This is a genomic window from Synergistaceae bacterium DZ-S4, from assembly GCA_025943965.1.
Classification (GTDB): Bacteria; Synergistota; Synergistia; order Synergistales; family Synergistaceae; genus Caenicola; species Caenicola nitritireducens.
Genome location: JAPCWD010000016.1, coordinates 1 through 13,316, shown reverse-complemented (window position 1 = coordinate 13,316; position 13,316 = coordinate 1). Strand labels below are relative to the sequence as shown.

General features: G+C 49.1%; 11 protein-coding genes and 1 tRNA gene. 3 read left to right on the top strand and 9 right to left on the bottom strand.

What is annotated here, in order from left to right:
• Positions 1–560: 560 nt before the first annotated feature.
• The 9 genes from trmFO to dapF all read right to left on the bottom strand — a co-directional run bounded on the left by trmFO (position 561) and on the right by dapF (position 10,141).
• A complete protein-coding gene (gene trmFO, locus OLM33_09205) occupies positions 561–1,910 on the bottom strand; it encodes a methylenetetrahydrofolate--tRNA-(uracil(54)-C(5))-methyltransferase (FADH(2)-oxidizing) TrmFO (GenBank protein MCW1713831.1) in 1,350 nt (449 codons plus the stop codon).
• Entirely contained in the window at positions 1,891–4,161 is a 2,271-nt protein-coding gene (topA, locus tag OLM33_09200) for a type I DNA topoisomerase (GenBank protein ID MCW1713830.1), read from the bottom strand. The genes trmFO and topA overlap by 20 nt, the downstream gene beginning before the upstream one ends.
• Before the next feature lie 14 nt (positions 4,162–4,175).
• Positions 4,176–5,279 (bottom strand): DNA-processing protein DprA, encoded by a 1,104-nt coding sequence (dprA, locus tag OLM33_09195; protein MCW1713829.1) that lies wholly within the window; start codon positions 5,277–5,279, stop codon positions 4,176–4,178.
• Positions 5,264–6,778: a YifB family Mg chelatase-like AAA ATPase gene (locus tag OLM33_09190; GenBank protein ID MCW1713828.1), complete on the bottom strand. Its 1,515-nt coding sequence runs from the start codon at positions 6,776–6,778 to the stop codon at positions 5,264–5,266. The genes dprA and OLM33_09190 overlap by 16 nt, the downstream gene beginning before the upstream one ends.
• On the bottom strand, positions 6,775–7,239 hold the full coding sequence (locus OLM33_09185) for a YraN family protein (GenBank protein ID MCW1713827.1): 465 nt from the start codon (positions 7,237–7,239) through the stop codon (positions 6,775–6,777). Before OLM33_09185 ends, OLM33_09190 begins: the two co-directional genes overlap by 4 nt.
• Positions 7,236–7,814 carry a ribonuclease HII gene (locus OLM33_09180; protein MCW1713826.1) on the bottom strand — a complete coding sequence of 193 codons (579 nt, stop codon included), beginning with the start codon at positions 7,812–7,814 and terminating at the stop codon, positions 7,236–7,238. Before OLM33_09180 ends, OLM33_09185 begins: the two co-directional genes overlap by 4 nt.
• Positions 7,815–7,831: 17 nt before the next feature.
• On the bottom strand, positions 7,832–8,668 hold the full coding sequence (locus tag OLM33_09175) for a 50S ribosome-binding GTPase (protein MCW1713825.1): 837 nt from the start codon (positions 8,666–8,668) through the stop codon (positions 7,832–7,834).
• Positions 8,669–9,184, bottom strand: a complete 516-nt coding sequence (gene lepB / locus OLM33_09170; protein ID MCW1713824.1) for a signal peptidase I — start codon at positions 9,182–9,184, stop codon at positions 8,669–8,671. It abuts the gene before it with no gap.
• 78 nt (positions 9,185–9,262) lie between these two features.
• Complete coding sequence (gene dapF / locus OLM33_09165) at positions 9,263–10,141, bottom strand: diaminopimelate epimerase (GenBank protein MCW1713823.1); 879 nt, start codon at positions 10,139–10,141, stop codon at positions 9,263–9,265.
• Between the two features lie 192 nt (positions 10,142–10,333).
• On the opposite strand from dapF, the gene OLM33_09160 reads away from it, so the two are divergent.
• From OLM33_09160 to OLM33_09150, 3 genes are all read left to right on the top strand, one after another.
• Positions 10,334–10,408: transfer RNA gene (locus OLM33_09160), tRNA-Val, on the top strand.
• A gap of 177 nt (positions 10,409–10,585) precedes the next feature.
• A complete protein-coding gene (locus OLM33_09155) occupies positions 10,586–11,752 on the top strand; it encodes a tyrosine-type recombinase/integrase (GenBank protein ID MCW1713822.1) in 1,167 nt (388 codons plus the stop codon).
• 183 nt (positions 11,753–11,935) lie between these two features.
• Positions 11,936–12,751, top strand: coding sequence for a DUF3825 domain-containing protein (locus tag OLM33_09150; protein ID MCW1713821.1), 816 nt, complete (start codon positions 11,936–11,938; stop codon positions 12,749–12,751).
• Positions 12,752–13,316: the final 565 nt, after the last annotated feature.

Below are 13,316 nucleotides of genomic sequence, written 5' to 3'. Positions count from 1 at the left end.
ACTATTCAATCGTAAATGCAGGAGGAGACTTGAAAATCAGCTAAGCGATGGCTGAGCGTTGCTAAGTAGTTGCTAAGCAGTCGTAGGGCACAGGGGCAGGGTCGGGGAATTGCGTCCAAGGGCCGCGGAGGTTCAAAACCGCTGTCGATCTGTATGGACTTCTTCCAACGTTGTCTTGGTATCCCCCCACGTCTTACCGGTATGCACCTGAGCCGGGATCCATATGTTTTGGTATTTATGTCCACTTAGAAATCGTAAAAATCAAAAGGATGAGCCCCGGCTCAGGTGCATACCGGGAAGACGTGGAAGAGGCGCACCCCAAGATTCTAAAGCTATATCCCGATGTCGAAGCTCACTCAGGGACGACGATTTAAAAGACCTTCATTCATCGTCGGATGGGTCTTCCGACAAATTCTCCGCGATGCGAAGCGAGCAAATTCCTTAGCGACATACGTCGCGAATTCCCCCCGAGCGTTCTCCTCGCAAATTCCCCGGCGGACGCACTCCCCGCCCGGTTTTCACGACTGCTCAGCAACCGCTCAGCCATGCTCAGCCATTGCTCAGCCGCTTTTGCAGTTAAATAATTCTGCGTTCAATGCGATAAACTTACTCATCGCACATATCGCCCTCTCGTGATAGGCTTCGCACCTTTCGGTCCGCTTCTTTATCTTTTTGCCTTCAAGTTTTGGAAATATTCCGAGATTTACGTTCATCGGCTGAAATGTCTTGGGCATCGCAGTTTTTAGGTAGTTAAGGAGCGATCCCATCGCGGTCTTCTGAGGGAATTCGGGCATGGGAAGGCCTTTTATTCGCGCTGACATGAAGAGGGCGGATGCAAATCCCATGGCGGTGCTTTCCAGGTATCCCTCGACACCGGTCATCTGCCCGGCCAGGAATATATCTTCCCTGCCCTTCGGCCTCAGATACCCGTCAAGCACTGCTGGGGCACATACAAACAGATTCCTGTGCATGACGCCCTTCCTGACGAGCTCGGCGTTTCTGAGCGCCGGGATCATCCTGAAGACCCTTTCCTGCTCCCCCCATTTGAGGTTGGTCTGGAAACCGACCATGTTGTAGAGGGTCCCCTCTTCGTTGTCCTGCCTAAGCTGCACTATGGCACAATACTCTCTTCCGCTTTTTTCATCGGTGAAGCCGACAGGCCTGAGCGGTCCGAAAAGAAGGGTCTTCTCTCCTCTCTTTGCAATAACTTCAACAGGAAGGCAGCCCTCAAAGTGTCTAATGTCCTCATCTTCAAATTTGTGTTTTGGGGCAGTTTCTGCATTTACCAAAGCTTCCCAGAATGCAAGGTAAGTCTCTTCGTCCATGGGACAGTTTATGTAGTCTCCGCTCTCCCCATATCTGTTTCCCCTGAATGAGTGATTGGGATCGACGCTTTCAAGTGTCACTATGGGTGCGACTGCATCGTAAAAATAGAGGAAATCATCCCCAATGAGTTTTTTGAGGCTCTCAGCAAAGGAACCGCTTGTAAGAGGACCTGTCGCGATGATTGCCGGACCTTCCGGAAGATCAGTCACCTCTTCCCTTATGACTTCAATGTTTGGATGCGACGATACTGCGGAATCGACCAGTCGGGCAAAGACCTCCCTGTCGACGGCAAGTGCGTTTCCTGCAGGCACCCTGCTTTCCTGCGCGCATTCCATTATCAGACTGTTCAGGAGCTTCAGCTCTGATTTTAGTATGCCTGCCGGGGTCGTGGGCTTTTCTCCTCCCAGGGAGTTGCTGCAGACCAGTTCGCCGAGGAATGGGGTCTCGTGCGCAGGAGTATTACTCTTCGGCCTCATCTCGTAAAGGCACACGTTGAAGCCCCGCCGTGCAAGCTGCCATGCAGCCTCAGAACCGGAGAGGCCTCCTCCTATTACGCTGACCGCCTCAGATCTCTGAACTTCCATTGTCAGTTTCCTGTTCCTCCGGTTCAGATCCTTCCTGTTCCGTTTTTCCGGGTTTCTTCCAGGCAATGAAATCGCAGTCGGGATATCTGTTGCAGCCGTAGAACATCCTTCCCTTTACCTTACCTTTTGCGGCACGCCTTCTGACAAGCTCTCCCTCTCCGCATTTGGGACATTTTATACCGGTCGTTCTCACTATGTTCCTGGTATATTTGCAGTCTGGATAGCCTGAGCATGCTATGAATTCGCCAAACCTTCCGCTTTTGACCACGAGGTCCCTGCCACATTCAGGACATTGCTCTCCAACAAGCTCAGGTTCCGGCCTCATGTTCTCCGCATGAGCAGATACGTCGTCGAGGACAGGTTTGAAGCCGCTCCAGAACTCGCCGACCACCTTTTTCCACTTGAGTTCTCCCGCCTCGATCCTGTCCAATTCCTCCTCCATCATGGCAGTGAAATCCACGTTTATGAGGCTTGAGAAGTATCTGATCAGAAAAGTGTTGACAAGCCTTCCGAGTTTTGTCGGCATCAGTTTTTTGTCTTCTTCTCCCCTGTCAACGTACCCCCTGACAGAGAGTGTGTTGATTATGGCAGCGTATGTCGAAGGCCTTCCTATTCCCTTTTCTTCAAGAGCCTTGACAAGCCCGGCCTCTGTATATCTTGAAGGCGGCTGGGTAAAACGCTGCTCGCTGAGGATCTTTTCTAAGGTGAGGTCCTCACCCTTTACGGCCGGCTTCATGTCGGCATCCTTGACTCCAAGCGGAAAAACCTTCCCCCATCCGTCAAAGACTACGGCAGCGCCTGACTGTTTGAGAGAATAATCTCCGCTGGTGCAGGTAAGCGTCGTCCTCGCAATGATCGCAGGCGCCATTTGGCTGGCTATGAAACGGCTCCATATAAGTTCATACAGCCTGTACTGTTCCTGCGTAAGACAATCTCTTACTGATTCGGGAGTGATGAAAGGATCTGTGGCTCTGACAGCCTCATGGGCATCCTGAGATCTCGCCTTTGATGCAAATGTGTTGACGCTCTTCGGCAAATAACTCTTTCCGTAGTTATCAAGTATGAATTTTTGGGACGACGCGATCGCTTCAGGGGAGATCCTCAGACTGTCGGTGCGCATGTATGTTATGAGCCCGACCGGCCCTCTTCCGGGAATATCCACACCTTCATAGAGTGATTGAGCAATACGCATGGTCCTGCCGGGGGCGAAACCGCACCTTCTCGATGCCTCCTGCTGGAGCGTGCTTGTCTTGAAAGGAGGCAGTGCTGATCTGGGGCTTTCCTTGGTCCTAAACTCGTCCACACTTAGCCCTGATTTTTCTATCTCTTTAACGATACAGGAGGCTTCTTTTTCGGTATGTACCGAGAGCGGTTTCCCGAGATATTTGTCAGCCCTCAGCCTGTACTTTCTTGTGCCGTCAGAACTTGAGCATTCAACATCTATAAGCCAGTACTCTTCGGGAATGAACTTTTCGATCTCATCTTCACGCTCACAGATTATCCTGAGAGCTACTGACTGGACCCTTCCGGCAGATAGCCCCCGTTTGACCTTGTTCCAGAGCAGAGGGCTGAGCTGATATCCGACAAGTCTGTCAAGAACACGGCGGGCCTGCTGCGCGTCCACCCTGTCTATGTCTATGTGATCAAGTTCCTTTACAGCCGCGGTCACCCCGTGTTCGGTTATCTCCTGCATCCTTATCCTGCACTCCGACTTGGGGTCTATGTCAAGAAGATATGCCAGGTGCCATGCAATAGCTTCGCCTTCCCTGTCCGGGTCGGAGGCGAGAAGTGTTTTGCTGCTTGCCTGGGAGGCACTCTTGAGCTTCTTGATTATGTCACCCTTACCCCTCAGCTGAATGTATTCAGGCTCGAAACCGTTTTCAATGTCAATGGCTATGCGGCCCTTCGGCAGGTCCCTCACATGTCCTACGCTTGCAAGGACTTTGTAGCCGCTGCCCAGTATTTTTTCAAGAGTTTTTGCCTTAGCAGGAGATTCGACCACAACAAGTGTCTTTCCTTCGTACTGCTTTAAGGACTGTGTCCCGTTTCCCCTGGACGACGGCTTTTTTGATGCCGTTTTCTTCGCGGTTTTGGGGGAGGTTTTCTTTGCCGCCGATGTGATGCCGGTTTTGGCCTTTTCTGCGGCAGTTTCGGCAGCTTTCTTTTTGGGGACAGATTTTGTAAGGGTTGCTTTAGCTTCAGCAATTATTTCCGTTTTTTTATCTTCCTTGATCTTTTTTCCAGTCGCCATTCGATGCACCTCTCTCAAACATTCACGCTGAACCGGCCTGAGCCCGAAGAACATATTATTCCTTTTGCAGACAAAATTGCAATCGTTTTCAAAATGTCAGCGGCGCTCATTTTAACCTCAAGAGCTATGTTGTCAACCGTCTGACCGCCTCCGAACCGAAGCACCTTCAATATCTCCCGCTCCTCGAGGGAGAACTGGAGCTCCTCCATCGGCCGTCCTGTCATGTTCTTACGCGCTGATGCCCCTGTCCCGGTCTCGGACATTCCGAAAAAATCCCTGAGGTCGGTGAGAGGATGTGCCCCGTCAAATATTAGCCTGTTGCTTCCCGAAGCGTTCTCTTCATCTATCCTTCCGGGTACTGACCACACTTCGCGTCCCAGTTCCGCAGCGAGTCCGGCAGTAATCATTGCGCCGCTTTTGCGCGGAGCCTCGACCACTATCAACTTCGAAGAGATTGCTGCGACTATCCTGTTTCTCCTAGGAAAATGCCACTGTTCTCCTTCGGTCCCGACAGGAAATTCAGAGATCAGTGCGCCACACTCCATGATCTCCTCAAACAGACCCTCGTTGGATCTGGGGAAATATACATCCGCTCCTGTGCCGAAGATGGCAAATGTTTTGCCTCCCGAGATGCAGGCTCCCCTGTGTGCATTTCCGTCTATCCCCGACGCTCCTCCGCTGATCACCGCAGTGCCGGCAGATGCGCAGTATTCTCCGATCTTAAGAGCTATCCTTCTCCCATAGGCACTTGCTTTTCTTGTGCCTACCACCCCGGTGCACCTGATTGGAAGCCTTCTTTGCTTTCCCCGCCAGTACAGGACAAGGGGCGGGTCCTTGAGGTCTTTCAGTCTCACAGGGTAATCTTCGTCTTCTATGCAGACAGTCCTTATGCCAAGTCTCATGCATTTTTCAATTTCATTCTCCGGCCATCTCTTTTCGATCCTTGATTTGACAGCAAAGATCGCTTTCTCGGTCAAATCAAGTCCTGTAAAGAGCTTTGGGTTGCATTTCCACAGATCGTCGGGTGACATCAAGCCCTTTTTTAATGCTGCCCAAAGCTTTCTTCCCTGTCCGTCAAGTGTGTTGAGAAGTAGAAGGATCCTTAATTTTTCATCCAAGAGAGAGCCTCCCCCTCCCTGTAACTGAGCGCCTCCGCAACATGTTCCAGCCTGATGTGCTCGGCAGCGTCAAGGTCCGCTATTGTGCGGGAGACCTTGAGGATCCTCGAAAGGCCCCTTCCCGAAAGCCTTACTCTGTTAAGCGCCTGAAGCAGGAATCCCTTCACCTCGGGAGAAAGAGTGATCTTCCTGCGAAGCAGCTTTTCCGGGATCTCGGAGTTCGACCCTATCCCATACTGTGACCATCTCTTTATCTGTATTTCCCTTGCGGCCCTTACCCTTTCCGCAACCTCCGCACTGCTCTCACCGCACTTTCCTTCAAGTGATACGAGCTCTTCCGGAAGGAGCCTGGGTATTGAGAGGTGCAGGTCTATCCTGTCCAATATGGGGCCGGAGAGGCGTCTTCTGTACCTTTCGAGTGCGGAGGGAGAGCATGAACAGCGTTCGACCGGGTCGCCGGCATAACCGCAGGGGCATGGGTTACATGCGGCCACCATGAGGACCTTTGCCGGGTATACGACACTTCCTGAGGCCCTCGAGACAGTTATCTGCCCGTCCTCCAAGGGCTGTCTGAGTGCCTCAAGGACATCCCTCGTAAATTCAGGAAACTCGTCAAGAAAGAGAACTCCCCTGGAAGCAAGGCTGATCTCCCCGGGACGGAGTGTTGTTCCTCCTCCGCATAGGGCAACTGCGCTTGCTGTGTGATGTACCGACCTGAAAGGCCTCTCCCTGACGGAGGATGCAGAATCGCCAACAGTGCTCCTGAGAAGCAGGACTTCCATCAGTTCCTTGTCAGAGAGGGGAGGAAGTATGCCTTTCAGCGCCCTCGCAAGAAGAGTTTTGCCTGATCCCGGTGATCCGACAAGAAGTATATTGTGGTGCCCTGCCGCTGCTATCTCAAGAGCCCTTTTTGCTGCGGACTGCCCCTTGATATCGGCAAAATCCGGATCTGCCTGTGGAGGGGCATAGTCAGCCTCGCAGTGTTCCACAGCCGGCAGTTCGATATCATTTCTGAGATGGGCGAATAGGTCTCCCAGTGACCTTACCCTCCATGCTGAAACTCCCTCCACGAGAGAAACTTCAGCGGCATTCTCTTCGGGTATATAAAGATCCCACCCCTTTTCCTTTGCCAGGAATGCCGCCGGGACGGCTCCTCGCACTTTTCTCAACCTTCCGTCAAGGGCAAGTTCGCCTATGAAGAGGGAGGGCTTCTTTACCTTTACCCCTCCTTGAACAGATGCGATGCCTACTGCTATCGCAAGGTCCAGCAGCGCCCCTTCTTTGGGGATGTCTGCCGGCGCAAGGTTGATGGCCACCCTTCCCCTGAGGGTGATGCCGACGCTCCTCAGCGCTGCCCTGACCCTCTCCCTTGCTTCCCTGACCGCAGTATCGGGCAGCCCAACGACCGATATGTTGAAAAGTCCGCCCGTTATCTCGACTTCGACCTCCACCGCGACAGCCTTTACACCTCTCAGCGTCATTCCTGAGACAGAGTTCATTCGATCCCCTCCGTAATCTCTTTGATGTGTTCTATCGAGGAAAGTTTGTCATCATTCAGAGTAACGGCGATAAGATCGATGCGCCAGAACCCTGTGTAATTTCTCTTTTCTGTCCATATCCTTGCCGCTCTTTTAAGCTTCTTCAGCTTTTCCGGTCCCACAGTACATTCAGGAGGCATCATCCAACCTTTGCTCCTTGTCCTGACCTCAACAAAGACTATCTCATCGCCATCGGAGGCGATGATGTCTATCTCGCCGTGCCTGCAGCTCACATTTCTTGCTATTATTCTGTATCCTAACCGGGTGAGGTATTCTGTCGCCCTATCTTCACCGTATGTTCCTCTTTGGAGGTGAGGGGGGCTTGGGGGGGAAGCGGGTCGCCCGTCTTTCCCTGAAGTTTTTACTGCTAAGTCTTTATTCCTTTCCTGAAGAGAGCGTTCGAGAGCCCTTTCGAGGCTCATGACCCGCTTCCCCTTACGACCCCCCTGAAAGAGATCCTGTGTATGGGAGACGGGCCGATTTCAAGCAGTATCCTTCTGTGTTCGGCGGAGGGGTAGCCCTTGTGCGAGCAGAAGCCATATTCTGGATAGAGTCTGTCAAGCGTCTGCATGACCCTGTCCCTGAGAACTTTGGCAATTATTGAAGCTGCTGCGATAGAGGGGACTATGTCGTCTCCTCCGATCACACACCTCTGGTATATACTGAGGTCAGGTATGAGCGTGCTGCCGTCAACAAGAACTATGTCCGGCTCAGTCTTGAGGCGTTCAACAGACCTCTTCATGCACCAAAGGGACGCGCGGAGGATGTTGATCCTGTCAATCCTGGCAGGTGAGGCAGCTTGTGCTCTCCACATCACACCGCTCTCGCAGATCATTTCGAAAAGTGTCTCTCTTTTTGGAGGAGAAAGTTTTTTTGAATCCTTCAGTCCTTTTGAGAGGAGATATTTCCTCTGTTCAGCAGTCAGTATCACAGCAGCAGCAACCACAGGCCCCGCAAGCGGACCTCTTCCTGCTTCATCGGTCCCCGCCGCCACCATTCTGCCATCAGCATGCATCATTCCAGGGTCTCCCAGAGGGGGGGGGCGCCCGGCTTCTCGAGGCTCAGCCTGCCTAGTTTTCCGGTCGCAAAGGCATCTATGAACATCCTGCCGGATGTCTCCATGTCCGTGATTCCTCCCGGGAGGAGCTTTCCAAGGCGTCTTCCCACAGAATCAAGTATTTCAGCCGGAGTTCCTTCCGGCTTGATCCCCCATGCCGACTCCACCCCTTTCCAGAGGTCTTTTTTGATGAGGAAGGAAATGCACTCCTTAGCGTGCTCTTCCCAGCTGCCTATTACCTGTCCTCTGGTGGAACCGATCCATGATATGATCCGGTGCGCCCTTGCGTCGCTGTGCGGGTCGAGTATCCCCGGTGAATCAACAAGGAGGAAGCCCTCTCCCCTGAACCAGGAGACCCCTTTGGTTATTCCGGGGATACCTCCTACAGGGGCCGCTTTTCTCCCCACCAACTGATTTATCAGCATCGATTTGCCTACGTTGGGAATGCCCACTACAGCCATCCTCAAATCGCGGAAAGCGGGCTTCTTCTCCCTGAGCTCTTTTCGGATCTGGCTGAGTCCTCCCTTTCGAAGGTCAAGCGGCCATGCCGGAAGGTTTTTAGCCTTCAGATGATCAGTCCACATTTTTGTGACAACGGGGTCCGCCAGGTCCGCTTTTGAAAGGATAGCCCACATCTTTATCTTTGGCGCGAAGATGCTCAGCAGCGGCGACGAAGAGAGGTTCGGAGCCCTGGCGTCCCGAACCTCTAGAATAAGATCAATATTCTCCGCAAGCGCCTGGAGCTGTCGCCTGCCCTTCGCCATATGACCGGGAAACCATACGGTCCTGCCCATTTATTCTATCGGTCCTATCCTGTTGAGAGGCCAGTATCTGAATACCGCAGGTCCGCGGAAGAAGTTTCTGGGGACATATCCCCAGAACCTTCCGTCCTGGGAGTTGGGCCTGTTGTCGCCAAGGCAGAAGTAGCTCTTTTCCGGGACTGTCTGAGACAGCATGTCAAAGGTATCTTTGTTCTTGACATATGGTTCGAAGACCTCTTTGTCATTTACATATACCGTCCCGTTCCTAATCTCGACCTTGTCTCCAGGGAGCCCGATTATTCGCTTGACGAAATCCCTTCTGGGATCTACCGGATATTTGAAGACCGCTATCTGACCTCTCTTCGGTTCCACTTTTGGCATCGCATACCAGAACTTGAGTACAAGCACGCGGTCACCGACTTCAAGGGTCGGTATCATCGAACCGCTTGGGATCCAGAAGGCCTGTATCACAAAAGTTCTGAGGACAAGGGCAAGGACAAGCGCCCAGAATACAGTCTCTATTGTTTCACGCCACCATGGTTTAGGCATAACATCGATTCCTCCAATATAAGTTAAAAAAAGAACAGACAGGGCAATTATACCTATTGTCCTTTTGCCGGCAGACATTTAATTATACTTTTCTAAAGCTTCCTCCGAGGCCTCTATTTCCGCAATGTAAGAGGCGCCGCCCTCAAGTTCGGGCAGAAGGGTATCCGAGGGCCCCTCCAAAAGCGATACCCTGTTGAGGCCTCCGGGGTTATAAACATCCACGACAGGTCCTGTGAGTCCTGCCTTAAAAGCTGCTATAGCGCTCGCAGTCGAGCCGGTACCGCATGAAAGGGTGAGGTCCTCCACCCCCCTCTCATAGGTAAGCACTTCCAGCCCTTTATCGAAACTTCCTCTCGGAGAGACGAAGTTGATGTTCGATCCTTCAGGGAAAAGGTCGGTCCTCAGCCTTATCGACCGGCCGATCTTCCTGTAGAAGTCCTCTGAATTAAGTTTTTCCTTCTCAAAGATCACCGTATGGGGAACTCCTACCGTCAAAAAAGTGTAATTGAAACCATAGCCCTCGACAGAGGCCGGAACATCCAGAATAAGACCCGAGACGTCGACCGGAGACAGTTTGATCACGACCCTCGCGCCTTGTACGGCTGCCTCCACCCTGCCGCCAAGTGTCTCAAACGCCATTACGGGATCCTTTGCGATTCTCTTAAGAAATGCATATCTTGCAATGCACCTTGCACCGTTGCCGCACATCTCTCCCTCTGTGCCGTCGCGGTTGAAGAGTCTCATTTTGAAGTCGCATACCCCGGAAGGCTCGGCGACAAGTATTCCATCAGCTCCAAGCGACTCTCTTCTTCTGCAGAGGGCTTTGGCATACCCCGACAAGATTTCCTTACTGTATCTAAGATCCATGTTGTCGATGATCAGAAAATCGTTTCCGTTGCCGTTCATTTTTGTGCAGAGGATCATCCGGCATCCGACCTCTCGTTTGGGTTTTTCCAACGGGAACTATTTTACACCAAATATGGCCGATTGTGGGAATCGGCTTCCTGTCTGACATTTCATCATTGCGGCCTTTCCAGCCTGCCTCCCCAAACCAACCCGTTGTTAATAATGTTGTTCTTTGAGCAAAATTATAGGAAGAACTTGAAATATTGTAACTAAGCAAGTATAATTCCATCCGATGCAGACGACGGGCGATTAACTCAGCGGTAGAGTGTCACCTTCACACGGTGGAAGTCGTTGGTTCGAACCCAATATCGCCCACCAGGCCAATAATCCACACGTTTCCATACACCCGAGAAACCCTGCCCACAGCAGGGTTTCTCGCTTTTTCAGTAAACCACAGATAACCATAAATAACCGCTGTTATTCATTCAATACTGTATAATTATTTGTATAAATACGTCATACGGTCACAGTATTTTATACGGTGGAGGGGATATCATGGCTCTGACTGAGATCATCATAAAGAACGCGAAACCCAAAGAAAAACCATACAGCCTTTCAGATGGCCGTGGATTGATCCTCGACATCCGCCCTAACGGAAGCAAATATTGGATCGCACGCCTATGGATCGATGGAAAAGAAAAACGTAAAAGCCTGGGAAGCTACCCTGACGTCAGCTTAAAGGCGGCAAGAGATAAGAACTATGAGATAAGAAAAGAGGATAAAAGGGGACCTTCAGGAGAGTATTCTTTTAAGGAGCTTGCTGTTGAGTGGTTCAACTCCGTTATCCTTCCGGACAAAAGCAAAAACTATGTCCGGACCGTAGAATTGAGACTGAATAAATATCTGATCCCCGAGTTTGGCAATAGAAAGCTGAATGAAATTACTCCTAATATGGTCCTACTTTTTTGCAGACAAATTGAAAAAGAAGGACTTACAGACACCTCACACAGATTACGCCAGTTTATGAAACAGATCTTTGATTATGCCATTACAACAGACAGGACTTTGGTCAACCCAGCGGCTGCCATATCAAAAGCGCTGCAGCCGCACCGCCAGAAACACTATGCAACAGTTGTTGAAAGTGAAAATATTGGCGCCCTGATGCGCAGCGTCTATGCCTATCCTCAAAGATTAGTACGGTATCTGATGATAATGTCGGCTCTGACATTTGTCCGTCCAGTCGAGATTCGGCAGGCAGAGTGGAAAGAGTTTGATTTGAACAAGAAAGAATGGCGTATACCCGGCGAAAAGATGAAAGAGAAAAACGAGCATGTTGTTCCGCTATCAACGGAAGCTATAAGGGTATTGAAAGAACTCCTGGCAATATCAGGAAACAAGTCCTGGCTCTTTCCTTCTCCGCGCGGAGGCGGCCGACATTTAAGCGATGGGGCCGTGCGCACGGCCTTAAGATCCATGGGGTATGAGAAGGAGGATATGACAGCCCACGGGTTTAGATCAATGGCCAGCACCATCTTGAATGAGTATGAATGGCCGGCTGATGTCATCGAGCACCAGCTGTCACATGTTGACAGAAATACGATAAGAAGAACATATAACCGAGCTCAGTACATGTCTCAAAGAATAGCTATGATGGAATGGTGGGGCGACTTCCTGATTGCAGTACGGGATAAAAAAAATATTCCGCTAAAACCTGAAATATAGCAGAGAACATCAGTTTAAATGCATTAGGAATAAATAATCACGCTTTGAAAGGAGAGTCATTAAATTTATTGAAAATGCAATTTGTTATTTTTTTATTTAAATAATATCTATTTTTTGTTCAATATGCTGTAAAATCTACTTTGGAATATAGATTTATAATATTTTATCAGGGGAGGCAATATTTTGCGTTTAGATGATTGGGTTTATCGCGGAGCACCGTCTTTTTATGATAAAACATTGAATTCTTTAGCTAATAGCGAATTACCACCTGAAAATTGGGCATTAAGTAATTCTCCAAATGAATACAGAATACTGCGATACTATTTGGCCAATACGTTTGAAAAATTATGGACTGAAAGAGAAAGTGTGGATCCTTCTGTGCAAAATTTATATATCTATGAAGATTCACAACAAGCATGTTTTAATACTGGTTTACTAGACAAGCACTGGCAAAACATTTACTATTATTGTGTAAAAAATGATCGACCTAATCTGCAACCATGGAAATTTAAAAGTTTTTATAATTGTTATACCATTACTTCTTTTAATTCTACAAAAATGTCAGCCCAATCTGTCGAAGCACTGAGAAGACCTAATTATTTTCAAAATCCTACAGATTTAGTTTTTGATGTTAGGTTAGAGATAGTGCCACAATGGAATCATATTATTGGTGATACAGAAAACTTTAATAGGATTCCAGAAGAACTTCGGATGAAGGGTAAAGAATTTTGCCGTAACTTAATCGACGGATCTATTCGAACCACTAAGAAAAGAATCGAAGCCAACTATAAAACAGCTGTTCCACAGTGGTATAGAGGTAAAATTCAACTACTAGTACCACTTTATCTAACAAATCCCAACACACCTGACCTAGCTCTTGTTGTTTCTAAAAGTGATGATGGGACTCAATACCATGGGCACACATGTCTAACTATAGAAATGGCATACATTAATGCTAGGCAAATTACAAAACCTGAAAGTTTTTGGCTTCTCCCATAATAAGTATTTTTACATAAAAAAATAATTGGTGTTGATTTTTAACAACAAAGGTATATAATTACGCCATCGAGGGTCAAGGACCCTGTAGAAGAAGAAACGAAACCGTAGTTAATTAGAGAGGGCGGGAAGGTAGCTTCCTTGCCCTCTCTCTTGTTCTTCTAATAATATAATTATTAGTAAAGCTTTTTAAGTCTTTGGAGCATTTTCTAAATATGATAAGTGCAATTTTTTAATCTAATAAATTATCATTTGTAAGTTCAAAATAATATAATCGCATACGAAATACCTATTCCGATAACACCCTCGCCGGTATGTGCCAATCCAATAAAGGGGCCGATCGCCAAACGTTTACTCTTTTCTTTTGTGATTGTAGTTTCAAGATCATTATTTTTTTCGTGTAATGATTGGACCTGAGTTTGCCATTCAGTACGTTCCTGAGTAAGCGTCAAACCATCCGCACCTGTGAGTAATAATATTCTTCATATAAAGTCTCCCCAACAAGTTACCATGAAGGGGAGATTTTTTTATGTTCGATCACCGTGGCAAGCAGATCTATCTCATATGC

Bases quoted from the DNA above. Each gene is read 5' to 3' on its own strand.
- OLM33_09175 (MCW1713825.1), bottom strand. From the start codon at position 8,668: ATGGGCAGGACCGTATGGTTTCCCGGTCATATGGCGAAGGGCAGGCGA.
- topA (MCW1713830.1), bottom strand. From the start codon at position 4,161: ATGGCGACTGGAAAAAAGATCAAGGAAGATAAAAAAACGGAAATAATT.
- OLM33_09185 (MCW1713827.1), bottom strand. From the start codon at position 7,239: ATGAGCCTCGAAAGGGCTCTCGAACGCTCTCTTCAGGAAAGGAATAAA.
- trmFO (MCW1713831.1), bottom strand. From the start codon at position 1,910: ATGGAAGTTCAGAGATCTGAGGCGGTCAGCGTAATAGGAGGAGGCCTC.
- OLM33_09180 (MCW1713826.1), bottom strand. From the start codon at position 7,814: ATGGTGGCGGCGGGGACCGATGAAGCAGGAAGAGGTCCGCTTGCGGGG.
- OLM33_09155 (MCW1713822.1), top strand. From the start codon at position 10,586: ATGGCTCTGACTGAGATCATCATAAAGAACGCGAAACCCAAAGAAAAA.
- OLM33_09190 (MCW1713828.1), bottom strand. From the start codon at position 6,778: ATGAACTCTGTCTCAGGAATGACGCTGAGAGGTGTAAAGGCTGTCGCG.
- lepB (MCW1713824.1), bottom strand. From the start codon at position 9,184: ATGCCTAAACCATGGTGGCGTGAAACAATAGAGACTGTATTCTGGGCG.